Source organism: Parabacteroides caecihominis, assembly GCF_023656785.1.
GTDB classification, from domain to species: Bacteria; Bacteroidota; Bacteroidia; order Bacteroidales; family Tannerellaceae; genus Parabacteroides; species Parabacteroides segnis.
The window spans coordinates 40,574-64,974 of the sequence record NZ_JAMOKS010000011.1; the positions used below are offsets into that span (position 1 = coordinate 40,574).

Here is a 24,401-nt window from a genome sequence, read left to right on the forward strand (position 1 = left end):
GCCAGGTACAACCGGTCAATAATCGGATAGTTCAAAACTGACAAATAGTGAATCATATTATAAAATCAAAATAGTTTCTAAGAAGAAACTCCTATCTTTATGGCCGTTCAAAACCGGACCACTTTGGACGAAAATGATATTGAAGCTGATGAGATATAAGATAGGAATAGTTTTTTTTATTTACCTTTTCGTTGCCTGTTCTTCAGCCGAGCGAAAAGAGGCTGTAACTGTCGGGGAACTTTTCCGGCAGGCTGCTTTCTATGGGGAAAGGTTACAGTATATTCCGGCCTTGGATACTTATCAACAGGCTATCAGGCTGGCCGAAAAGGATAAAGACAGCCTTGCTCTTTCTCATGGTTATCTGGAAATGGGAAAAATTTACCGGAATCAATCTCTAAAGCAAAAGGCCCTGCAAAGCGAGAAAAAAGCATTGTCTTATCTCGGAGGTGCAGGCGGTGATTCTCTTCGAACGGTGCTTTACCGGGAGATGGGGGATATTTATATGTTGTCCCGAATGCCGGACAGTGCCTTCTATTATTATCAAATGGGCGATTGCCGGATAAAGCAGGCAAAAGTATTGCAGCAGGGAGGAAAGTATAAGGAGTCGGAGGCTTTACTGAAAACTGAATTGGAACAAACAATTCCCCAGGAAGAAAAAGCGGAACTCTTTCTGGCTCTGGCCGATTTGCAAATAAACATGGGTAAATTGGAAGAAGCTGAAACCAATTTAAGCCAGGTACCCTCTTCCCATCCGCATTTATATGCCGCTTTGTCCCGGATTGCCCAATGTCGCGGAGACAGCTTGCAAGCTGATTTTTATCAAAAGAATTATCTCCATAACCTGTCCGTTTTGCGACGGCAGCAGGAAGACAATCAAATAACTCAACTTCTTTGGACTTCGGAGCAGAAAGAGTGGGAGAGACGTCTCTCGAATGCTGAAAATACTCAAACAGGGCGGCTGTATCTCTGGAGCGCCCTGTTTATCCTTTGCGGTACAAGTCTCTTGGGTTATTCCCGTTACCGGAAGAAAAAGGCGGCCGTCTCCTTGTCGGAAACAGATTTCCTTTCTTCGGAAGTTTATCAGCGTTTTCACCGGAAAGAAGAATGGCGGCCGGGCACTAAAGACTGGGAAGAGTTGTTGCAAGCCTTCAACCGGACCTACCCGGAGTTTCGCGAACGGCTGAAAAAGAAAATACCGAAACTGAGTGAACAGGAATGGCGCATGTGCTGCCTGATTAAAATGGATGTTCCCCCTTCTACAACGGCCATGTTGCTCTGTTGTACCAATCAGGCTATTTCGATGCGTCGTGTCCGTCTTTACCAGAAAATGACGGGTGAAAAGGGAACACCGGAACTGTGTGACTCCTTTATTCGTGATTTTTAAGCAGATGTGAACTGATGTGAAACCGTGAAGGAGACTGTTTCTTCTACTTTTGTCAGAAAAAAGCGTATGAAAAAGATGTTATTAGGGCTCATGGCAGCCATGATGGTTTTAACCGGATGCGGATCGAAGCAGTCGGCCGGCGAATTATCGGAGATTGATTTGACGGCAAAAACGTTTTCTTCCGATAAGGTTGGAATAGCGGACGAAATAGAATCTATTGAGTATATTCCTCTGGAGTTGACCGATGAATCTCTGATTGCAAACGTATTGGATTTATGTGTTTCCGATGAGTATATCTTTATTTATTCTACCCGGCAGGAAAGCGTTTTACAGTTTGACCGGAAAGGAAAGTTTGTCCGTCCTATCGCAAAGACAGGGAACGGTCCGGGAGAAGTCGCACAGATTATATCACTCACCATCGATGAAGAAAACCGCCTTTTTTGTGTTAACGAATATTTTTCTACCTCGTTCTACTCTTTTGACGGCGAATTTATTAAAAAGATAACGAGCCTGCGTCCTAACTCTTATCAGCTTTCCGTCGGAGCGAATACGATGGCCGAACTAGGTCGGATGTATGTCCCTATGAATATTCCGGGAATGTTCAGCCTTGGAATTTTCAACTGGGCTACGGACGATACGATTGCATTTCGGCGGACGATTGGAAATGTGGGTTTAATGCCGCTGGAAGAAGTCAGTTTGAAAGGATGGATATATAATGGCAGCATGGATGGTTGGTTTTGCTATTCGGATGGGATAGATACCGTCTGGAATGTGAATGCAAAAGCAATTTCACCGGCATTTCTTATCAGGCATGGTTATTCTGCTGCCGATGAGGAAGAAATACGTTCCTCTAAAACAGGAAATGCCGCTGTGGATGGTAAATTCAGTCTTTTCAATATCTTTGAAACTCCCCGGTCTTATTTTGTCAAATGCTTTAAAGGTTCCGACCAGTCTAAATTCTTTTTGTACAGCCTGAATAAAGAAACCGGAGCCTTGTGTCGTGAGGCTTCTCTTATCGACGCAGACGAATTGTTCGGATACAACAGGGCTTTGACCGGCATCGGTATCCGCAATGAAACGGACGGGGGACTTCCCATCTGGCCTTTCTTCTCCTTTCCGGCTAAAAAACTGATGATACAATTCAATACGGCGGTAGAAATCGAATATCTCAAAGAGAAATATCCCGATCTCAGGAAACACCCTGTCCTGCAACAGGTAACGGAAGATTCGAATCCGCTCGTTACTATTTATCATTTGCGTTGAAAGGCTTAAAAGGTACCGGATGAAGCGTTTTATAGATAAGCTTGTTACCCGGAAAAGTTCCTGACCGTTTTTGCTGCCGACAATTGTGAGCAGGCCTGTCGACAATTATGTGCAAGCCTGTCGATAATCGTCGGCAGGCCTGCGCATAATTATCGACAGCCGGCAGGATTGGATTGTTTTTTCGAAAGCATACCGGTAAGAGGCTAAAAGTTAACCGATTTTATTCATGTAATATTAGGAAGAAACCCGTATCTTTGTGGTTTCTAATTTAAAACCAAACAGCTTTGAACGAAAAAGATTTTGAAATAATGGCGCCGGTAGGTTCGTATGAATCGTTGATGGCGGCTATTCAGGGAGGTGCCGACTCTATCTACTTCGGCATTGAAGGACTGAACATGCGTTCGCGTTCTTCCAATAATTTCACGACAGACGATTTGCGCAAGATTGTTTCTATCTGTAAGGAACACGGGATTAAAAGTTATCTGACGGTCAATACGGTTATTTACGGGGAAGACTTGGCTCTGATGCGCGAGATTATCGATGCGGCGAAGGCGGCGGAAGTCTCTGCCATCATTGCGGCGGATGTGGCTGCAATGAGTTATGCGAACCGTATCGGACAGGAGGTACATCTTTCTACCCAGTTGAATATTTCGAATGTGGAGGCGCTGAAGTTCTATGCCCAGTTTGCCGATGTGGTGGTGCTGGCCCGTGAGTTGAACCTGAAGCAGGTTTCCGAAATCTATCAGCAAATCGTTGAACAACAGATTACCGGTCCGGGAGGCGAACTGATTCGTATCGAGATGTTTGCACATGGCGCTCTGTGTATGGCTGTCTCCGGCAAGTGTTACCTGAGTTTGCATGAGATGAATGCCTCTGCCAACCGCGGGGCCTGCATGCAGATTTGCCGCCGCGGCTATACGGTGAAGGATAAGGACAGCAATATCGAACTGGATATAGAAAACCAGTATATCATGTCGCCCAAAGACCTGAAGACGATTCATTTTATGAACAAGATGATGGATGCAGGCGTCCGGGTATTTAAGATTGAAGGCCGTGCCCGCGGACCGGAATATGTGCGTATCGTGACGGAATGTTACAAGGAGGCGGTGAAGGCTTATTGCAGCAGAAGTTATGATGAAGAGAAAATCGCTGTTTGGGACGAACGTCTGAAAAGTGTCTTTAACCGTGGTTTTTGGGATGGTTATTATCTGGGGCAGCGCCTGGGTGAATGGAGCAGCAAGTATGGTTCCGGTTCGACCAAAAAGAAAGTCTATGTGGCGAAAGGAATCAAATATTTCAGCGGTATCGGTGTGGCGGAGTTTGAAATGGAATCGGGTTCGCTGAAAGTGGGCGACGAGATTCTGATTACCGGCCCGACAACCGGTGCGGTGATGCAGAATATCGATGAAATACGTGTCGACCTCAAACCTGTGGAAGAGACTGTCAAAGGCGAACGTTTCTCCTTTAAAGTCTCCGATAAAGTACGTCCTTCGGACCGTCTTTATAAAATGGTATCTACGAACGATAAAGAACAGAAAGAATGAAAGAGTATATTTTTAAACTGACAGACAAGGTGCGCGACTACGAATGCGACTTGCAGGGCGTAGTGAATAACTCCAACTATCAGCATTATATGGAACATACCCGTCATGAGTTCCTCGAGTCGCTGGGAGAGAATTTCGGTGCCATGCATGATAAGGGAGTGGACGGGTTTGTCTCTCATGTGGAGATCGATTACAAGACCTCTTTGAAGAGCGGTGACAGCTATATCTCCTGCCTGAATGTATATAAGAAAGGCGTAAAGCTGGTCTTTGAACAGGATATCTACAGAGCTTCCGATGGTGCGCTGGCCACTAAGGGGAAAGTCGAATCGGTTGTCGTACAGGACGGCAAGCTGACCCGCGGCGAATATTTTGACGAAATGTTGAAAAGGATACAAGACAAACTATGACAGTATCATGACAGATAAACGGATTTACCAGATTGGCTTAACTATGATAAACGGGGTGGGAGATGTCCTGGCCCGTCAGCTTCTGCAAACCTTCGGCGACGCAGAGGCTGTCTTTGCGGAAAAGAGACAGACGTTGGAGAAGATTCCGGGTTTCGGTAGCCTTACCGCTGCTGCCATTAAAAGCCCGGAAGTGCTTCTGCAAGCCGAGAAAGAGTTGACTTTTATTGAAAAGAACCAGATAAGCTGTTATTTCCTGACAGATGAGAGTTACCCCAAACGTTTGAAAGAGTGCTCCGACGCTCCTGTACTACTCTATTTTAAGGGGAAGGTCGACTTGAATAATACACATATTGTCAGTATTGTCGGGACGCGCCACATAACAGAATATGGCAGGACGATGGCGGAAGAGTTGATACATGCCTTGTCGGCCTCTTATCCGGATTTGCTGGTCGTGAGCGGACTGGCTTATGGCGTCGATATCTGTGCCCATCGGAGTGCCCTGAAGTATGGACTGCCGACTGTAGCAGTGTTGGCTCATGGTCTGGACCGCATCTATCCTTCTTCACATCGCTCCGTAGCCGTTGAAATGTTGTCTCATGGCGGATTGTTGTCCGATTTCCCCAGCGGAACGGAACCGGATAAACCGAACTTTGTCCGGCGTAACCGGATTGTTGCCGGATTAGCGGAGGCAACGATTGTAATGGAATCGGCAGAAAAAGGGGGCTCGCTTATTACGGCTGACCTTGCTTTTTCCTATGGGCATGACGTCTATGCATTTCCCGGGCGGGTAAACGATTATTATTCCAAAGGATGCAACGCGCTAATCCGGCAGAATAAGGCGGGTTTGATAACATCGGCTTCCGATTTGGTGTCGGCACTTTGTTGGGACGTGAATAAAACACCTTCGCCTGCCCCTGTCCAGGCTGAATTGTTTTTCGAAGAAGACGACCGTGCAGGAATAGTCATAAAACTTCTTCGCGAAAAGGGAGAAATACATATCGACCAACTGGCAACGGAACTGAATCTGCCTGTCCGTGAACTGTCTTCCCTGCTCTTTGAACTGGAAATGAACGGACGGATTAAGACGCTGCCGGGAAATATCTATAAACTTATGTAAAGGTGCCTGATAAAAGTATCAACGTGTTTTTATTGTCTCATAAATAACTACAGCAATGAAGATTAGTGCCGTTATTCCATTCAGTTGAAGCGGATTGAAAAGACGGCCGAACGGAATAATCAGGACCAGGGCGATAACGGCAATCACATGCGACCAGGCTATTAGCTGGCAGGTAATCCATTTGTAAACTCCGTTGCTTATCAGATAGATGATCGGACCGCCTACCATGGCAAAGATACCGCCTGTCGTCATTTCTCCCAGCGGATGATTGACAACCAGTTCGTCACCCACCGCACAGATAATCAGTGCCCCGACCAATACCACATGGATGGAATGGTATTTCAGGCCAAGCAGGCCGGGATTCGAAATCTTTTTTATTTTCCGGCTTCCGGCTTCGCTGCTGACATCAAAGTAAATCCACCACATCGCCAGGCTGTTAGTGAAGGATATGATTGCCGCATAGATAATGGTAGCGTCCCATACTTCTAAATCGCTTAGTGAGGCTCCCGTCATCATGATTGTCTCCCCGAAAGCAATGATAACGAACAACTGGCTTCTTTCGGCCAGGTGTTGCCCTTCAATAGTCCATTCTTTGCCGGAGATGGACCGTCCGAGTCCCGGCAGGTAAAAACCGAACATCGGAGACGTATAATCACACAGGACGGCAAACAACCATAATAAAATACGTGTATAGCCTTCGCAGAACGCTCCGGTTATCCAGAATACGGCAGAGATACAGAACCATCCCAATATGCGTTTGAAGTTGGGTGAAAGATGATGCTTCTTATCCAACAGAAAGACAATCACAACCGTCCTTCCTAACTGGATAGCCACATAACAGGCGGCGAAGACCAATCCCCGGCTCGTATAGGCTTCGGGAATAGCGGAAGCCATCACCAGCCCGATTAGCATAAGGATAAACAACAGTATGCGGATAGCACGTGTTTCCGGGTCAAACCAGTTTGTCACCCAGGTGGTGTGTTGCCAGGCCAGCCATACAGCGAACCACAGAATAATTTCCTGTACATATCCCTGCCAGTCCAGATGGTGAAGCAGGTAATGCGAAAGTTGTGTGACCGCAAATACATAAATCAGGTCGAACAATAGTTCCGAATAGGAAACGGAAGCCCTTTCCTGCTCTCTGCTTCTTAATAAATGATGGGAAGAATGCGACATACGCCAATGTTTTTATAGCTTGTATACTCCGATAACGTCCTTTGAATAAAAACAACGGCTCGGTTATTTTGTTTTAGAGATGTAGATAGTTTCTTTTGTGTAAACAGGAAGTATCTTTATCTTTGTCAAAAGCATTTATTATGGAATTGCGAACAGCGAATGTAGTCAGATATATTATGCCTCTCCGGGAGGGAGGTTCGTTGCCGGCTTTGGCAGAAGCCGACGATGAATATAAATATGTCGTAAAGTTCCGGGGAGCCGGTCATGGAACCAAGGCCCTGATAGCCGAATTGATTGGCGGTGAAATAGCGCGGGCATTGGGGTTCCGTGTGCCTGAACTGGTCTTTCTTAACCTCGATGAGGCCTTTGGTCGTACCGAAGGGGATGAGGAGATACAGGATTTATTGCAGGCAAGCCGTGGTTTGAACCTGGGATTGCATTTCCTGTCGGGTGCCCTGACATTTGACCCGGTAGTCAACAAGGTCGGAGAAAAACTCGCTTCACAAATAGTCTGGCTGGATGCCCTCCTGACGAATGTGGACCGTACGACCCGCAATACGAATATGCTGATGTGGCATAAGGAATTATGGCTGATTGACCATGGTGCGTCACTCTATTTCCATTATTCATGGTCGAACTGGCGCAAACATGCTTTAAGCCCGTTTATCCAGATTAAAGACCATGCCCTGTTGCCGGAAGCCGGTAAGTTGGAGGAAACGGATGCCGAATTTAAACGTATTCTTACTCCGGATAAAATCCGTGAAATTGTTTCTCTGGTTCCGGACGACTGGTTGCAGTGGAACGAAAGTCCCGGTACGCCGCAGGAAATAAGAGACGTTTATATTGAATTCCTGACAGAAAGGATTGCCCATTCCGAAACATTTATAAAAGAAGCGCAGCATGCAAGGAAAGCACTTATATGAATACGCCGTTATCCGTTTTGTTCCCCGGGTGGAACGGGAGGAGTTTATTAATGTGGGTCTTATCATGTTCTCTAAACGGGCCCGGTTTATAAAGGCGCGTTATCAGGTGGATGAAAAGAAGCTCTGCTTGTTCTCTTCCGAACTGGATATGGATTCGCTGTATGCCGGTCTGAAAGTATTCGATCACATCTGCTCCGGCACTGCCGACGGTGGCCCGATAGCCTCTATGGATATTCCCGAGCGTTTCCGTTGGCTGACGGCTGTGCGCAGTTCTTCCATCCAGACTTCGCGTCCGCATCCCGGCTTTTCGACTGACCTGGAGGTTACGTTTGAAAAGTTGTTTGCGGAGTTGGTTCTGTAAGTTTACAGGAATAAAAGAAGAATATATACTGTTATCAATCAAATTTTTATTGTTATTGAACCGATAAAATAAAATACACTCGTATTGCTTTTTTCTTTATCTTTGCACGCCACATGAGCCAAAAGTGAATAATGAACCCCAAGAATAAGAAGTATGCAATCGTTTTGTAAATGAATAAATCTAATTCTCTAATAATTGATAATTATAGATATGGCGAAACAGAAAAAAATACAACTACAAGATATTGCATCCGTGGCAGGAGTGAATATATCTACGGTTTCAATGGTTTTGAATGGGCGTGCACGGGAACGTAGGATCAGTGAAAAATTAGAAAAGAAAATCATAGAAGTTGCTACCCAGCTGAATTATAAACCGAATGTTTTGGCTCAGAGTTTGCGGTCTGGTAAAAGTTATATCCTGGGATTGATACTTCCTGACATGGCAAATTCGACATTTGCACGCTTGGGTAGATATATTGAGGAAGTGGCAACGCAGGAAGGATACAGGATTATGTCATGCAGTTCAGGGGAGGATGATAATAATCCGGAGAGTTTAATAAATTCATTGATTGATTATCAGGTGGATGGAATGATTATTGCCCCTACCACCCGTATGCAACCTTCTCTCTTTAAAATGATAGAAGATAGCAATACACCTTTAGTTATTGTGGATAGAAATCTTTCTGATGTTAATGCTCCGCAAGTGGTTGCGGATAATTTCTCTATAGGATATTCATCAGCAGAACATCTAATTAATCAGGGACTGAAGCGGATAGCTATCTTTATTTCACCAACAACTCTTTCACATATGGAAAGCCGTGTTTCTGGTTATAAAGCAGCTATGGAAAAATATAGATGTATTGTGGAAGATGAATTTATAGAAGTCATACCTTATGAGAATATTATTGAAGAGACTTATAAAGCTATAGATCGTATTTTGTCTTTGAAACCCGCTGTTGAGGGAGTTATTTTTATGAGTAATATGATCGGTCTTCCTGCTTTAGAGTATCTGTATCAGGTAAAAAATATATCTATACCTCACGACTTGAAACTAATAAGTATGGAGGCAGCACCTTATTTTTCATTAATGAACCCTTCTATTACAGCTGTCAATCTGAACATTAAGCAAATGGCAGAAAAAGCCATGGATGTGCTTTTGGCGCTTATCCGTGCTAAAGAACCTGTACATCCTTCTGCATATACTATACCTGTATCATTAACGATTCGTGAGTCAAGTGTAAAGTCTTAAATATGGTTAAATATAGATGCGTGCATATTATTTTTTTGATAAATGTTTCTTAGTTCCATTTTTTTATTTAGTTTTGCACAAACGATTTTGCATCCTAGGGGATTTGGACATTAATCACTTGTATTTGTCTTTGTGAAAAAGAAGTGAAATATTACACTTCTATTGATAAGAGTTTTGGTAATTAATATTTTTTTTCTCTATTTGCACAAACGATTTTGCAAAAGTTGTGAACCGATCTAAAAAGCCATATCATGGAAACGAAAAAAGAAAAAAGTAATCCGATCGATTTGTTTCTCGGAATAATATTTTGCTTGATAGTACTTCTTATTTTTACTCAGGTATTATTCAGATATCTTTTGAATAATTCTTTGAATTGGACAGAAGAATTGGCAAAGTATCTGTTTGTTTGGATGACATTCATAGGTTCTGCGAGTGCGTTTAAAGATCATATCCATATTGGAGTTGACTTTTTTGTCGAACTACTACCTTCAAAGTATAAGTATTATGCGAATTGGATTGATATATTCCTTATAACTGTATTTTCAGGTGTTGCAACTCTCATTGGTTATATGTGGACTGCTGATGTGTGGGGGACCTTGAGTCCGGCATTGGAGTTACCTATTTCCATTGTTTTATATGGCGCATTCCCTACTACCTCGATCATTATCTGTGTTTTAGGTGCCAGACAGTTATTAACAAATAATGTGAACCAAAAACAAGAGGAGGATATATTATGATTGCCATGTTGATTGTTATGCTGATTTTGTTGATATCAGGTGTGAGAATTGCTTATGCATTAGCTATTAGTGTCTTGTTTTATTTGATTTGTTACTCTGATATGTCTGTAATGGTACTGGCTCAAAGGATTAGTGTCGGTGCTGATTCAATAGTTATGCTGGCACTTCCTTTTTTCTTGTTAGCCGGAGAATTAATGAATGCCTCGGGTATAACAGAACGTCTGATCCGTTTTGCTTTATCTCTGATTGGAAATGTGCGTGGAGGACTATCTTTTGTTGTTGTAATAACTAATATGATTATGGCAGCTGTTTCCGGAGCAGCTATTGCAAGTGGGGCTGCTGTTGGTTCTGTAATGATTCCAGCCATGCGTAAACAAGGGTACCCGGATAGCTTTTCCGGAGCCGTGAACGCTGTTTCTGCAACAATAGGCCCGATTATTCCACCGAGTGTCGGATTTATAATATTTGCCTCTGTCTCAAATGCTTCTGTCGGTAAATTGTTTATAGCAGGTATTTTACCTGGAATTTTGTTAGGAGGTATTCTGATCATAAATTGTTACATAATTGCGGTGCGAAATAAATTTCCTAAAGGGGAAAAATTATCAGTTACAGAAATTAGAGAAAGTTTTAAAGATGCATTCTGGTCTCTTCTTATGCCTGTAATAATTATCGGAGGTATCGTTTCTGGCGTTGTAACCGCAACAGAAGCGGGAGTAATAGCTATTATATACGGTCTTATTGTCGGATTGTTTATTCATAAGACATTGAAGCTAAAGGATCTTCTTTCTCTTTTTATCCGTTCAGCTAAAGCTACAGCCCGAATTATGATAATTATAGCTTGTGCATCCGCATTCGGATGGATTATATCTCGGGAAGTTGATCCGCAATTGATAGTAGATACTTTCTCGAACATTACGACAAACAAAAACTTGTTCTTACTTATCCTTATTGCTGTTTTTCTACTGTTGGGAACTGTAATGGAAGGAGGAAGTATCATGATAATCCTTACTCCTTTATTGCTTCCGGTAGTTAATAGTATGGGAATTGATATTATTCATTTTGGAGTTGTTTTCCAATTAGCGATAATGATAGGGCTTGTTACTCCTCCGGTCGGTATTTTATTGTTTGTCATTTCGGGGACGGGAAATATTCCTGTTCCACAAATACTGAAAAGTATTGTTCCTTTTTATATTTCGATGCTTATAGCATTACTTTTGTGTGTGTTCGTTCCTGATCTCTCTCTTGTTTTAGTTCGTCTTTTTGGAGGTTCAATCATTTGATTTTATTATTATGAAAAAACGATTACAATTTATTTGTTTATTCTTTATTTCCTTGTTTTGTGGCTGTTCCAATTCGAGTCAAAAGGATTTTGCGGAAATAAAATTAGGTTATGTCATGTCTGCAGGTGGTGCTTCACATGAAGGTGCTTTAGAGTTTGCCCGATTAGTAAAAGAACGAACTCAAGGAAAAATTCAGGTAAAGATTTATTCGAACGGACAATTAGGGAATGATAGGGAAATGATAGAAGGCCTTAGTTTAAGGTCTATCGATATGATTATTGTAGGTCCTTCTCTTATCGGGTGGTACGCTCCTGAATATGGAGTAATGGAAGTCCCTTTTTTATTCAGAGATTATGAACATTTGGATAATGTGTTATATGGAGATATCGGAAAAGAAATTGAAGAAACTATATCTTCAAAAAGAAAAATTCATTTTCTAGCGTACTATCGGCGAGGCCCGAGATATTTGACTACAACTAAACGGAAAGTTATTAAACCGGCAGATTTGAATGGTTTGAAATTACGTGTCCCGGAGTTACCAGTGTATATTGAATCTTGGATGTTATTCGGTGCAAATCCTACACCTATTGCCTATTCGGATATGTTTATGGCATTGAAACAGGGAATTGTCGATGGTCAGGAAAATCCATTGGAAACAATTTGTACCAGCCATCTTTATGAAACACAAAAATATGTGATGGAAACAAATCATTTACTGAGTTATTACATTGTAGCAGTTGGTGATCATTTTTATGAAAAGTTTGAACGGGAGCAGCAAGAAGTTGTTATACAAGCGATAAAAGAGTCTGCGGTCTATCAGAATGAACTGATGGAGGAATATGAAAATTCCTATAAAAAAATTCTAAATGAGCATCATGTCGAATTCATCCCTGTGGATAGGGAGGCATTTGAAAAGATCGCTTTAGAAAAAATAGCTCCTGCCTTATCCGAACGATTATCCCCTGGGATAATAAAAAGGATAACTGCTGTAAAATAGAAGATGTGCATCTTGTCTAAATATTAATCATTAATTAAATCAAAAAATCTATCGAAATGAAAAGCCTGAAAATTATTGGGTTTAGACGTTTTATTCTCTTTTTGATGACGTCGGTATTGTGCATGAATATTGCACTGGCCCAAAAGAAAGTTATTTCCGGAGTAGTGACCGGAACAGATAAGGAACCGATTCCTGGAGTAACGATTATAGAGAAAGGTACAACCAATGGTACTGTTTCTGATCTGGATGGAAAATATTCATTATCTGTAGAACCGTCAGCTATACTTGTTATTTCTTTTATTGGAATGGAAACTCAGGAGGTTCCGGTTGGAAATAGGACAATTCTCAGTACACAACTGAAAGAGTCAACGATAGGCTTGAATGAAGTGGTTGTGGTGGGTTATGGAACAATGATGAAGAAGGACTTAAGTAGTGCGATCTCTAAAGTGAGTGGAACTGTATTACATAACCAGCCGATGGCTTCAGCTGCCAGTTTAATGGTGGGGAAGAGTACAGGTGTACAGGTTACGACAAACAGTGGCGCTCCGGGATCGGATATAACAGTCAGGATTCGTGGTGCAAATTCATTTAATGGGAATAATCCTCTTTATGTAATTGATGGAGTTCCATCTGATAATATCTTGGGAATTAATCCGAATGATATTGAAAGTATGGAAGTCTTGAAAGATGCTTCCTCTTCAGCTATTTATGGTTCACGTGCAGCTAATGGAGTAATTTTAATTACAACGAAGAGGGGAATAAAAGGAAAGACAGATATCAGTTTTGATGCATATTATGGGTTACAGCGTGTGTATAAAAAAATGCCAATGATGAATGCCCAACAACAATGGGAATATGTATTAAAGGGGGTTGCTAATTATAACCGGTTGAATCCGAATTCACCTGTAGAGCCTAGAGAGCAAGGCTTAGCAGACTATAATGCAGGCTATGATACAAATTGGCAGGATGAGGTATTTCGTATTGCTCCTGTACAAAATTATAGTTTTAGTGCATCAGGAGGAAATGATAAGATGAGGTTCTCTTCTAATATAAGTTATTATAATCAGAAAGGAGTTGTTATTTCTAATGGATACGAACGATATACAGCAAGATTTAATATGGATTATGATCTTACCAGTTATCTGAGTGTAGGAACTTCTTTAAAAGGTAATTATTCTCATACAGATGAAATACCTAAAGGCGATTCACAGAGTTCCGTAATGGCGAACCTTTTAAGAAAGATGGCTTATGAACCAATCTATGAATCAGATGGCTCATATGCGAACAGAGAGCGACCAAATCTTATTGCTTCTGCAGAATTGTATCAGGGCGATAGTTATAGAACCGCAGGCATTGGTTCTGTTTATGCAAAGATAAAGATACTGGAGGGATTGGAGCTTACTACTACCTGGTCTGCAGATATAGGAATAGATACGGGTAATAGTTTTTTCCCTTCAACAATATTGGGTGGCGCTACACGTCCGTCTTCTGCCTATTCGAATAAATGGAATACATGGTTGAGTGAAAATATTTTATCTTATTCTTTTGATTATAAAAAACATAAGCTGAGTGCTATTTTAGGCTATAGTATGCAAGAAACCAGGAATTTTAATTTTAATGGTTCTGCAAGTGGTGGTCCTAGTGATCTGATCAGTACCATGAATGCTTCAACCAGTAAAGATAAAATATACAGTTATAAAACTGGTTGGGGAATTAATTCTGTTTTTGCCCGTGCGAACTATAGTTTTGCCAGTAAATATCTTGTTGGATTAAGTATTCGAAATGATGGTTCTTCTCGTTTTGGTTCTAATAACCGGTATGCATTATTCCCGGCAGGATCTATTGCTTGGCGCATGAATGAAGAGCATTTCATGAAGAATTTAACTATGATTGACGATTTGAAAATACGCGCAAGTATAGGACGCACTGGTAATCAGAATATCGGTAATTATGCAGCACAGGGTACGTACAATACCGGAGTCAATTATGCCGGTCAACCGGGAGTAATGGTAGGAGGTATACCTGCTGCTGATTTAACCTGGGAAAGTACGGATCAATATGATGCAGGTATTGATTTAAGCATGTTTAAAAATAGATTGACATTTTCAATGGACTATTATATTAAACGGACAAAAGGATTATTGTTTAGCATGCCTATTCCTGGCTATACTGGCTTCGGTAGTTATTTGACTAATTTAGGTAAGATTGAAAATAAAGGTGTTGAGTTCTCTTTGGCCGGAGATGTCATTCAGAATGAGGATTGGAACTGGTCAGCCGGATTTAATATTTCTTTCAATAAGAACAAAGTATTATCTCTTCCAAACCATACTCCGATTATATCTACAGCATCAACAGAGGTATTCTATACAACTAACGGTACATTTTATACCCAGGAAGGACATCCTATCGGTGAATTTTATGGACTGAAATGGGAAGGAGAAGTTTATCCGACAGATGAAATAGCTCAGGAACATGTGAGTTCTATTATGGGACAAAAACCTGTAGGTGGAACATTGAAATATGAAGATTACAATAAGGATGGAAAGATTGATTCAAACGATCGGCAAGTCATAGGCTCACCACATCCTAAATTTTTTGGTGGATTTAATACCAGTGTCTCTTATAAAAATTTTGACCTGGGAATGCAATTTAGTTTTATGTATGGTAATAAGATTTTTAATCAAATGCGTTTTCTGTCAAGTCGTGGATTCTGTTATGACGCGGCTCGGGTTGAACGTGTAAATGCCTGGAGTAAACCTGGTGATATAACAACTGAACATAAAGTTCTGACTTCAACCGACGCTCGTGATAATCAATTTTCTTCAAAATATGTTGAAAATGGAAGTTATTTGAGATTGAATAATTTGAGTATAGGTTATACATTACCCTCGAATATCTCTAACATTTTAAAACTTTCAAGTTTACGTGTTTATTTGAGTGCACAGAACTTATTTACTATTACTCAATATAAGGGATATGATCCGGAAGTAAACTCTAAAGCCAGTAACATTCATACACAAGGTGTTGATATTGGTATGATACCTCAAGTTAGTACTTATATGTTAGGCTTGAATGTTAAATTTTAATACTGTAATGTTATGAAAACGAAGAATATATACTTCACTTTAATGTTGACCTTTTCCTTTCTTGTGTCATCATGTGATGTTTTAGATCAAATACCGGAAAGTGATATTACATCTACTAATTTCTGGAAAACTCCTCAGGATGCGGAGGCTGGCTTGATTGCCGTTTATAATCAGTATCGTGGATCAGTTTATCGTTCTTTTGAATTGGGAGAAGGAAGATCCGATAATTTGGAGATTCCTCCCAAATGGGGATATGAGATGATAAATCCTCAGGCGATGGAATTTAATAATAATATTGTAGATGCAAATAGCGGATATTGTACTTGGGGGAATTATTATAATGTAGTGACTCGCTCGAATGAAGTTATTTATTATACAAATACAATCTCTTTTGCAGATGAGGCAGAGAAAAATAGAATTTTGGGAGAAGCCTATTTTTTACGTGCCAGTGCCTATTTTACTTTAGCCAAAAACTGGGGAGCTGTACCTCTTATCGTAGAACCATTTTTCTCACAGGGTGAGAACATGTATGTGTCAAGAACTCCTGTGGAAAAGATATACGAACAAATTGTAAATGATTTGAATATAGCAAAACAAAATTTACCAGTCACCCGTTCAGATCAGCGTATACGTGCAACAAAGGCTGCGGCTCAGGTCCTTTTATGTGATGTGCTTCTTACCAGGTCTTATACTTCTTTTGCATCATCTGATGATTTAGAAAAAGTAATAGAAAATGCAAATGAAATATTAGCTAATCCGAACTATAGTTTGTTAGCAGGCGAGAATTATTCTGATATATTCAGATTAGGAAATACGAGTGAATCTATCTTTGAGATATGGTCTGACTACACTCAAAATGCTACGCATAGTTTTTGTAATTATTTTTTGCCAAGGGCATATGATAAAAGCCGGCCTTATGGTGGAGAAACATTGATGTTACCATCTCATAGCCTGGACGATGCTTTTGGGGAAGAACCGCAGGATTTACGGTATGAAACTACAATAGCTGTATTAAGTAAAGAGGAAGAACAGTATTATGATAATAATGTAAAAGGAATGAAGTATGGTAATAAATATCTTGGAACAGTTACTATCATTGGGACTCAACGATATAGTGATGATAACATAATTATATATAGGCTGCCGGAAGTTTTTCTAATGAAAGCAGAAGCTTTAGTAAAAATGAATAAAGTTAGTGAAGCTTTGGTCTTGATAAATCAAATCCGGGCTAGAGCTGGGCTTGCCTCAAAAACTGTTGAGTCGACACCTGATGCTTTGTCTTTGATATTAGAAGAACGCAGAAAAGAATTTGCTTTTGAAGGAAAAAGATGGTATGATTTGGTGAGAATGAATAAAGTCGGAGAGTTTAAAAAAGAACCGGAATTTGTTCATGACAGATTCTTATTAGCTGTTCCTCAAGGAGAAGTTGATAAAAATCCAGCCTTGTTACCTCAAAATCCAACTTATTAAATCATTTTATGCCAGATTTTGAGGGAGTTATATTGTATTGTTCTTCAGAATCTGGTTGTAAAAAACTATAAAAATCAGTATAATGAAAAAAATACCGGTTGCTGTTATATTTCTGTTGATGCTTTGTCCATTTTATTTCTTGAGTGCTCAATATCAAGATTGGAGAAATGTGACGATAGGTGCATTTCCAATTTATACAAATGGATATTGTGATCAGCCTTATGTTGTTATTTTACCCGGAGGAAAGTGGTTATGTGTTTTTACTACAGGCGAGGGGGCGGAAGGAACCGGAGGACAACATATTGTTAGTACACTTAGCGAGGATCATGGCCGGACGTGGACCAAGCCGGTTAAAATAGAAAAGCCTGGTTCAGAGTCTGCATCGTGGGCTATGCCTTATGTTACATCTTTTGGGCGCGTCTATGTTTTTTATGATTATAATGGAGATAAGATTCATACTTTAAGAGAACAGAAGAATATACGAGAAGATATGCTTGGCTGGTATTGTTATCGTTATTCGGACGATGAAGGTAAAACATGGTCTCGGCGTTATCGTTTGGATGTGAGAAAGACTAATGTGGATTATGCGAATGACTGGAAGGGGAAAGTTCAAATATTGTGGGGGATTGGGAAACCTGTAGATGTTGATCAGGGAATGATGTTTGCTTTTTCTAAAATACGGCATTATTTACTGGATGATAGCGAAGGGTGGTATTTTCGCTGTGATAATATTAATACAGAAAAAGATGTGAGCAGACTTCGTTTTGTAATGCTTCCGGATGGAGACAATGGTGTAAAAAATAGTGCTTATGGTCCAGTGAATTCAGAACAGAATCTTTTTCAGTTGAATAATGGTAGTTTATATTGTATGCATAGAACGATATCAGGGTATCCATTAGAGTCTTACTCCTTTGATGGCGGAAAATCATGGACTTTACCATTGCCTCCACGGTATGAAACCGGGATTGCTTTAAAGACTCCAAGGGCATGTCCCAGAATTTGGAAATGTAAAAATGGGAAATATTTATTTTGGTATCATAACCATAGTGGTAAAACATTTGCCGACAGAAATCCTGTATGGATTAGCGGAGGAATTGAAAAAGACGGAAAAATTTATTGGGGGCAACCTGAAATACTGCTGTATGAGCCGGATATAAATGTAAGAATGAGTTATCCGGATTTGATAGAGCAAGACGGAAAATATTGGATAACAGAAACTAATAAGGAAAATGCCCGTTGTCATGAAATACCAGTTTCTTTTATGGAAATGTTATGGAAACAATTTGATATATGTGAGAAAACAACGAGTGGTTTGTGCTTTTCTTATGGAGAAGCTTTATTGTTTCCTGGTAATTTATCGATGGAAGGAGAAAGAATAGTGAATTTTGAAAAAGGTGTCACTTTTGATTTCTGTTTGGAATTATCGTCACCGGCATCTGCTCAAATTCTTTTTAAAATGAGTAGTCGCTGTGGAAGAAAAAATATAATAATGCAAACAGGACTGTATGGTGATATTGAACTGATTATAGATGATGGAGAGAAACAGAGTAAATGGAATTCGGATCCGGGGCTGATTTCTGTCTATGGAAAACATCATGTGACTGTCACCATTGATAATGGCCCTAAAATCATTCAATTTGTAGTAGATGGTAATGTTTGTAATGGGAATAATTCCCGCCAATATGGTTGGGGACGATTTGTTTCGGATATAACTGATTTTGAACTGGGTCAGCTATTAATTACGAAGTTGAAAGCTGATAATATCAGGCCTGGCGGAAAATTATTGCGATTGGATATTTATAACCGGCCGCTCCTAAATACAGAAATAATAGGAATTCATAGATATTATAAATCAAAATAAATCAGGTGAATATGAAAAATGCAATAGTATGTTTTTTGTTTGTTGCATGTTCGGTTACTATACAAGCACAATCAAGTAATGATTGGAGAAATATAGAAAATGCAATGGCAGAGATTCCAGCAGAGGGTTATTGTGATCAACCTTATGTTGTGATTAATAAACAAAATGAATGGGTTTGTACTTTAACAACGGGCATTGGTGAAGAAGGGGCACAAGGGCAGCATATTGTTGCGACAATCAGTCGTGATCGTGGGAAGAATTGGAGTCCTCTGATTGATATTGAACCATCTGATGGTCCGGAAGCTTCCTGGGTTGTTCCTTTGATAGTACCTTCCGGCAGGATATATGTATTTTATACTTACAATTCAAATAATCTGCGGGAGATATTGGATGTTAATAGAAAACCAATAAAACGGGTTGATACTTTTGGTAAAATGATGATGAAATATTCAGATGATGGGGGATATACTTGGTCATCTAAACGTTATGAAGTCCCAGTTCGCAATTTTGAAATAGATAATACAAATGTATACGAGGGGAAAATACAATTTTTCTGGAGTGTCGCATTACCTGTCATTCATCAGAATGCAGTCTTCTTTCCTTTATCAAAAGTTGGAAATTTTGGTGAAGGATTTATGGATAGCGGATCTGGTGCAATATTGAAAAGTTCGAATATTTTGACAGAGAATGATCCGGAAAAAATAAAATGGGAAACTTTACCAGATGGAAATAAAGGATTGTTGCCTCCTGCAGGAAAAGTAGCAGATGAACATAATATTGTTTCTCTGAGTGATGGTAGTTTATATTGTGTATATCGGACTAATCTAGGTAATAATGTACAGGCATATAGCAGAGATAATGGACGTACATGGACTCATCCTGAATGGGCTACTTATTCGCCTGAAGGGAGAAAAATAAAACAACCCCGATGTTTCAGTAAAATCTATAAATTTAAAAATGGAAAATATGCTATGTTTTTCCATAATAATGGTACACGCTGGTATTCAAATCAGCCTATAGGAAATAGGAATCCGACTTGGTTGGCAGGCGGTGTTGAGAGAAACGGATATATTTATTGGAGTCAGCCTGAAATATTCATTTATGATGATAATTATGAAAACGGAATTTCTTATCCAGACTGGATAGAGGATAATGGGGAATACTTTTTCACGGAAACCCAAAAAACAAAAGCTAGAATTCATTGTATTCCTACTGATTATTTAGAGATGTTATGGACACAAGCAGAGAATGAATCTTTGACAACAAAGGGGCTCATTTTGAATTTATCATCAGCAGAAGTAAGACAGGGGACAATTTTTGAAATGCCGGATTTGGGAAAACTATATAAAGGAAAGAGCTTTTCTTTGGAGTTGGTTCTTACTCCTGGTACGTTGGATAGAGATCAACTTCTTTTAGATACGCGAATTCGCGAAACGACAGGGGTAAATACTTCTGCTAAATATGCCGGAAACGGAATGCGTTTAACATTAAAAAAGGAAGGTGCGATAGAAATTTTATTGGATGATGGTCGTTCTCCATTACTTTGGAGATCGGATATAGGTAGTATTAGACCAGGACAAAAGCACCATATTGTGGTGACTATTGATGCGAATGCAAAAATTCTCATGTTTGTGATTGATGGTGTACTTTGTGACGGAGGTGAACGCCCTTGGGGATTTGCCCGGTTTAATCCTTATATATTTGACGTGAATGGTGAACGTGAGGTCTGTTTCTCCAAAGACTTTGAAGGTACGATTTCTGTGTTTAGGGTTTATGATAGATCTCTTTATACTTCAGAAGCGATAGGTAATTTCCAATCAGGAAAACTGTTTGGAATAAAGGATATTAGATCAGGACAGTTGGAGATAAGTAAAGAATGGCTAAGGACAAACCCAGATGTAGTAGTTTATTTACCTAAAGGAAAAGAGGATGGAGATAATGAACATTTTTTAGTTTTTGAAGCTCCTCATAGTGATGAATTATTAGCTCTTTGGACCCAAAGCAGTGTGGAAGGTAAGGGGGATAATCGGGCAGTTATTGCTAGAAGCATGGATGGTAAACATTGGACTGCTCCTGTCATTATCGCAGGAAAATCCAGTACTAGGTCTGAAGGACAAGCGAGTTGGGCATTTCCCATAGTTTCAAAGAAAGGAAGGATATATTGTTTTTATACCAAAGAAACACAATATCCAGATACTCGTCAGCATTCAGGAGTTATGGGGTGTTTTTATTCGGATGATAATGGATATCAATGGATTCGAGGAAAAGATATCATGGTGCCTAAAAATCAATTTGATAATCCTGATACTCTATATACCCCTAATTGGATTGTTTGGCAAAAACCTATCAGAGATAGTAAAGGACGTTATATAAGCGGCTATACTCAATGGAGTAGTGAATCTGTTGTAAAAAGTCCAGGTAGGAATTGGACTGATCAGGATAGTCGGGCTTCTTTTGTCCGTTTTGAAAATATAGATGAGAATCCATTACCCGAAGATTTGAAAATATCTTGGTTGCCGGTAAATATGGAGGGGTTAGAAGTGGCTCATAAAATGTACTCACAAATTTCTGTTTGTCAGGAACCCGCAATAGTAATGTTGCCAGATAAACGTCTTTTTACTGTTATGAGGACTATGACTGGATATATTTGGTATTCGGTTTCAGATGATGATGGTGAAACTTGGAGGACTCCGGAAGTTCTTAGATATAAAGACGATGGAGAGAAAATAAGAAATCCTTTGGTGTCATGTCCTATATATGCTTTGTCGGACAATAAATTTATTCTGATCCATTATGATAATGATGGGAGGAGAGGCGAATATGACCAGTTTAAAAAAGTGTGGGATAATGGGAATCAGTCGAACTTTTTGCGAAATCCTGCTAGTCTTTGTTTGGGGAAATTTGTGCCGGGTGCTCATCAACCTATTTGGTTCAGTTCTTCTTTGGAGTTTCTGTCGACAAATGATATTTCTTTTGGTCCAAAAGGAACAACGGAAGTAGCAACATATCCAAGTGTCACTGAAAAGAATGGAGTTTGTACTTTTTGGTATCCGGATCGAAAGCATTTTTTATTGGGAAAATACCTTACAAAATCATTATTTCAACAGCTGGAATCTAAATTTAAATAGGGAATGTTACTATATCAAATAAGAAAAGAGAAGAGCAAATATATTTTTTTGTTCTTTTTGCGGATTTCCTGTTTTTCTTTGACTGCTCAGATATCAATGCCTTCTGTTTTTTGTGATAATATGGTATTACAACAAAATGCAGATGTCTCGATTTGGGGATATGGAAATAGGGATGAAATAATTAAAATTGTCGGAAGTTGGGCTCCAAAAGATACAATATTTGCGAAAGCTGATGTTTTAGGAAAATTCAGTACAAAAATTCGTACGAGTGAATTTGGCGGTCCTTATACTTTGTCTATCATTGGATCTAGAAGAATTATTTATAAGAATATTTTGTTAGGAGAAGTTTGGCTTTGTAGTGGACAGTCGAATATGGCTATGCCTTTGAGTGGTACAGAAAACGCTAAGGAAAATATAGTAAAAGCTACAAATCCACGAATACGAATTTTTTCTGTATCGACAAAAGGTGCTGATACACCCCAAAATAATTGTGATGGAGTGTGGAATATTTGTTCTCCAGATGTTGCAGGTAGAACCAGTGCTGTTGCTTATTATTTTGCAGAAAAACTTTATATGGAATTAAAGGTACCAATAGGCATAATCGTATCAGCAGTAGGTGGAACACCAGCTGAAGCGTGGACACCTGAAGAAATAGTTTTCTCAGATAGTATTATTTCAAATAACCTTTGTAGAGAATTATGGAATACGCGTCCAAGTAAACCTGGTGTTTTATATAATTGGATGATACATCCGGTTATTCCGTATACGATTTCGGGTTGTATTTGGTATCAGGGAGAGTCTAATTATTTGCATTATCAGACATATAGCCAGCTTTTGGATAAGATGGTAACTTCTTGGAGAAAAAGATTCAATAGTGAGTTCCCTTTTTATGTAGTACAAATAGCTCCTTATCAATATTATTCAACAGATAATGCACCTGCTTTGTTGAGGGAACAGCAAGAACTTTTTACCAAGCATGTGAAACATACAGGTTTGGTTACTATATCTGATTTAGTAAATGATATAGGTGATATTCATCCGATTCGGAAGAAAGAGGTTGGTGTGCGTTTGGCGAATTGGGCACTCGGGGATCATTATTGCTTACCTGTTAAAGGGTATAAAACTCCAATATTGGATAATATATTTTTTCGGAAGGGAAAAGCGATAGTAAGATTTCGTGATTTGGAGAAACTAAAAGCAACTTCCTTTAAGGAGTTAGAAATAGCAAGTTGGGATGGAAGATTTTATGATGCAGAGGGATGTATTAAAGATAATGAATTGATACTATGGTCGGAGAAAGTCAGAGCCCCAGCTTATGTGCGGTATTGTTTTAATGATGATGGAGAAGCTTGTCTTTTTAATGAAACAGATTTGCCTGTGGCTCCATTCAGAACTGATAGTTTTAAGAAATAAATAGATTAGACACAATAAAAATGAGAAAAATGGAAAAACAAAAAATTCTAATTACTTCATTGTTTCCGGAGAACTTGATACATGAACTACAGAAAATAGGTGAAGTGAAAGTTTGGAATACTAATGCTTATGATTTGATGCCACGTGAACAGGCTTTAGATGGGATAGAAAATATCACAGCAATTATTAATGTTGGAGATTTAATTATAAATAGAGAGTTGCTGGATAAGGCGGATAAACTAAAAATCGTATCCAATGTTGCGATCGGTTATGATAATGTTGATGTCGCAGAACTTACCAAGCGAAAAATATGGTTGACGAATGCTCCTGATTTTTTTGCTTATCCGGTTGTTGAAATTGTGATTGCTGGAATGATCTGTGTTTCCCGGCGGTTGATAGAAGTTGGGAGTTTTGTCCGATCCGGAACATGGAAACGTTTTGAGCCGGGACGATGGGATGGTTTTTCTTTACAGAATAAAACGCTGGGAATTATAGGGTATGGGAAAATAGGACATTATCTAAAACCTATTGCTGAATCATTCGGTATGAAAGTCATTTGTTATGATGTTCATCCTCTTGATGGAGAAAAATATTATACGTTGGATGCATTATTGGCAGAAAGTGATTTTATATCTGTTCATATTCCTCTTTCAAATGAAAATAAGGGGATGTTTAATAAGGTAATGTTTAGCAAAATGAAGAAAGGTGCCATTTTTATTAATGCCTCCCGTGGTCCTTTGGTTAAAGAGAGAGACTTGGTAGATGCGTTATTATCCGGGCAGTTAGGAGGAGCGGTGTTGGATGTGTTTGAAAATGAACCTGAAGTATCTTCTGAATTACTGACAATGGATAATGTCTTTTTGACTTCTCATGTTGGGGGGGGGACTGTGACCAGTCGGTACCAATCTCAACAATTGGCAACAAAAAATGTATTGGAAGTATTGAGCGGAAGAAATCCGCTGACTCCGGTTAACAAATTAGATTTTTAAGAAACGTAATGGATTTG

18 protein-coding genes are annotated in these 24,401 nt (G+C 39.6%); 17 read left to right on the forward strand and 1 reads right to left on the reverse strand.

Annotated features, from left to right (window positions below; translation table 11 throughout):
- Nucleotides 1-148 precede the first annotated feature (148 nt).
- The 5 genes from NBH14_RS10915 (at nt 149) to dprA (ending at nt 5,715) form a co-directional block, all read left to right on the forward strand.
- On the forward strand, nt 149-1,384 hold the full coding sequence (locus tag NBH14_RS10915) for a tetratricopeptide repeat protein (RefSeq protein ID WP_186958474.1): 1,236 nt from the start codon (nt 149-151) through the stop codon (nt 1,382-1,384).
- Between the two features lie 66 nt (nt 1,385-1,450).
- Nucleotides 1,451-2,647 (forward strand): DUF4934 domain-containing protein, encoded by a 1,197-nt coding sequence (locus NBH14_RS10920; protein ID WP_186958473.1) that lies wholly within the window; start codon nt 1,451-1,453, stop codon nt 2,645-2,647.
- Between the two features lie 284 nt (nt 2,648-2,931).
- On the forward strand, nt 2,932-4,191 hold the full coding sequence (locus tag NBH14_RS10925; RefSeq protein WP_186958472.1) for a peptidase U32 family protein: 1,260 nt from the start codon (nt 2,932-2,934) through the stop codon (nt 4,189-4,191).
- Nucleotides 4,188-4,598: an acyl-CoA thioesterase gene (locus tag NBH14_RS10930; RefSeq protein WP_007655786.1), complete on the forward strand. Its 411-nt coding sequence runs from the start codon at nt 4,188-4,190 to the stop codon at nt 4,596-4,598. The genes NBH14_RS10925 and NBH14_RS10930 overlap by 4 nt, the downstream gene beginning before the upstream one ends.
- A 7-nt stretch (nt 4,599-4,605) precedes the next feature.
- Nucleotides 4,606-5,715: a DNA-processing protein DprA gene (dprA, locus tag NBH14_RS10935; RefSeq protein WP_186958471.1), complete on the forward strand. Its 1,110-nt coding sequence runs from the start codon at nt 4,606-4,608 to the stop codon at nt 5,713-5,715.
- Between the two features lie 18 nt (nt 5,716-5,733).
- On the opposite strand, the gene NBH14_RS10940 is transcribed toward dprA, so the two are convergent.
- Nucleotides 5,734-6,891 (reverse strand): low temperature requirement protein A, encoded by a 1,158-nt coding sequence (locus tag NBH14_RS10940; RefSeq protein WP_186958470.1) that lies wholly within the window; start codon nt 6,889-6,891, stop codon nt 5,734-5,736.
- Between the two features lie 140 nt (nt 6,892-7,031).
- On the opposite strand from NBH14_RS10940, the gene NBH14_RS10945 reads away from it, so the two are divergent.
- The 12 genes from NBH14_RS10945 to NBH14_RS11000 all read left to right on the forward strand — a co-directional run bounded on the left by NBH14_RS10945 (nt 7,032) and on the right by NBH14_RS11000 (nt 24,384).
- A complete protein-coding gene (locus NBH14_RS10945; RefSeq protein ID WP_186958469.1) occupies nt 7,032-7,814 on the forward strand; it encodes a HipA family kinase in 783 nt (260 codons plus the stop codon).
- The gene (locus tag NBH14_RS10950) at nt 7,792-8,175 is read left to right on the forward strand and encodes a DUF3037 domain-containing protein (RefSeq protein ID WP_128133116.1); all 384 of its coding nucleotides are present in this window, start codon (nt 7,792-7,794) and stop codon (nt 8,173-8,175) included. The genes NBH14_RS10945 and NBH14_RS10950 overlap by 23 nt, the downstream gene beginning before the upstream one ends.
- 210 nt (nt 8,176-8,385) lie before the next feature.
- A complete protein-coding gene (locus tag NBH14_RS10955; RefSeq protein ID WP_186958468.1) occupies nt 8,386-9,423 on the forward strand; it encodes a LacI family DNA-binding transcriptional regulator in 1,038 nt (345 codons plus the stop codon).
- 251 nt (nt 9,424-9,674) lie between these two features.
- The gene (locus tag NBH14_RS10960; RefSeq protein ID WP_186958467.1) at nt 9,675-10,160 is read left to right on the forward strand and encodes a TRAP transporter small permease; all 486 of its coding nucleotides are present in this window, start codon (nt 9,675-9,677) and stop codon (nt 10,158-10,160) included.
- Nucleotides 10,157-11,440, forward strand: coding sequence for a TRAP transporter large permease (locus tag NBH14_RS10965; protein WP_186958466.1), 1,284 nt, complete (start codon nt 10,157-10,159; stop codon nt 11,438-11,440). The genes NBH14_RS10960 and NBH14_RS10965 overlap by 4 nt, the downstream gene beginning before the upstream one ends.
- A 10-nt stretch (nt 11,441-11,450) precedes the next feature.
- Complete coding sequence (locus NBH14_RS10970) at nt 11,451-12,437, forward strand: TRAP transporter substrate-binding protein (RefSeq protein ID WP_186958465.1); 987 nt, start codon at nt 11,451-11,453, stop codon at nt 12,435-12,437.
- A 56-nt stretch (nt 12,438-12,493) separates the two neighbouring features.
- Entirely contained in the window at nt 12,494-15,523 is a 3,030-nt protein-coding gene (locus tag NBH14_RS10975) for a SusC/RagA family TonB-linked outer membrane protein (RefSeq protein ID WP_186958464.1), read from the forward strand.
- A 12-nt stretch (nt 15,524-15,535) separates the two neighbouring features.
- Nucleotides 15,536-16,993, forward strand: a complete 1,458-nt coding sequence (locus NBH14_RS10980) for a RagB/SusD family nutrient uptake outer membrane protein (RefSeq protein WP_250817430.1) — start codon at nt 15,536-15,538, stop codon at nt 16,991-16,993.
- Nucleotides 16,994-17,075: 82 nt separating this feature from the next.
- On the forward strand, nt 17,076-18,854 hold the full coding sequence (locus NBH14_RS10985) for a sialidase family protein (RefSeq protein WP_186958462.1): 1,779 nt from the start codon (nt 17,076-17,078) through the stop codon (nt 18,852-18,854).
- 11 nt (nt 18,855-18,865) lie between these two features.
- Entirely contained in the window at nt 18,866-21,982 is a 3,117-nt protein-coding gene (locus NBH14_RS10990) for an exo-alpha-sialidase (RefSeq protein ID WP_186958461.1), read from the forward strand.
- A gap of 3 nt (nt 21,983-21,985) precedes the next feature.
- Nucleotides 21,986-23,395 carry a sialate O-acetylesterase gene (locus NBH14_RS10995; protein WP_250817432.1) on the forward strand — a complete coding sequence of 470 codons (1,410 nt, stop codon included), beginning with the start codon at nt 21,986-21,988 and terminating at the stop codon, nt 23,393-23,395.
- A 29-nt stretch (nt 23,396-23,424) separates the two neighbouring features.
- A complete protein-coding gene (locus tag NBH14_RS11000) occupies nt 23,425-24,384 on the forward strand; it encodes a 2-hydroxyacid dehydrogenase (protein WP_186958460.1) in 960 nt (319 codons plus the stop codon).
- Nucleotides 24,385-24,401 lie beyond the last annotated feature (17 nt).

Coding starts and splice junctions, on each gene's coding strand:
- NBH14_RS10915 (WP_186958474.1), top strand. CDS start 149: ATGAGATATAAGATAGGAATAGTTTTTTTTATTTACCTTTTCGTTGCC.
- NBH14_RS10920 (WP_186958473.1), top strand. CDS start 1,451: ATGAAAAAGATGTTATTAGGGCTCATGGCAGCCATGATGGTTTTAACC.
- NBH14_RS10930 (WP_007655786.1), top strand. CDS start 4,188: ATGAAAGAGTATATTTTTAAACTGACAGACAAGGTGCGCGACTACGAA.
- dprA (WP_186958471.1), top strand. CDS start 4,606: ATGACAGATAAACGGATTTACCAGATTGGCTTAACTATGATAAACGGG.
- NBH14_RS10940 (WP_186958470.1), bottom strand. CDS start 6,891: ATGTCGCATTCTTCCCATCATTTATTAAGAAGCAGAGAGCAGGAAAGG.
- NBH14_RS10945 (WP_186958469.1), top strand. CDS start 7,032: ATGGAATTGCGAACAGCGAATGTAGTCAGATATATTATGCCTCTCCGG.
- NBH14_RS10950 (WP_128133116.1), top strand. CDS start 7,792: ATGCAAGGAAAGCACTTATATGAATACGCCGTTATCCGTTTTGTTCCC.
- NBH14_RS10955 (WP_186958468.1), top strand. CDS start 8,386: ATGGCGAAACAGAAAAAAATACAACTACAAGATATTGCATCCGTGGCA.
- NBH14_RS10960 (WP_186958467.1), top strand. CDS start 9,675: ATGGAAACGAAAAAAGAAAAAAGTAATCCGATCGATTTGTTTCTCGGA.
- NBH14_RS10965 (WP_186958466.1), top strand. CDS start 10,157: ATGATTGCCATGTTGATTGTTATGCTGATTTTGTTGATATCAGGTGTG.
- NBH14_RS10970 (WP_186958465.1), top strand. CDS start 11,451: ATGAAAAAACGATTACAATTTATTTGTTTATTCTTTATTTCCTTGTTT.
- NBH14_RS10975 (WP_186958464.1), top strand. CDS start 12,494: ATGAAAAGCCTGAAAATTATTGGGTTTAGACGTTTTATTCTCTTTTTG.
- NBH14_RS10980 (WP_250817430.1), top strand. CDS start 15,536: ATGAAAACGAAGAATATATACTTCACTTTAATGTTGACCTTTTCCTTT.
- NBH14_RS10985 (WP_186958462.1), top strand. CDS start 17,076: ATGAAAAAAATACCGGTTGCTGTTATATTTCTGTTGATGCTTTGTCCA.
- NBH14_RS10990 (WP_186958461.1), top strand. CDS start 18,866: ATGAAAAATGCAATAGTATGTTTTTTGTTTGTTGCATGTTCGGTTACT.
- NBH14_RS10995 (WP_250817432.1), top strand. CDS start 21,986: ATGTTACTATATCAAATAAGAAAAGAGAAGAGCAAATATATTTTTTTG.
- NBH14_RS11000 (WP_186958460.1), top strand. CDS start 23,425: ATGGAAAAACAAAAAATTCTAATTACTTCATTGTTTCCGGAGAACTTG.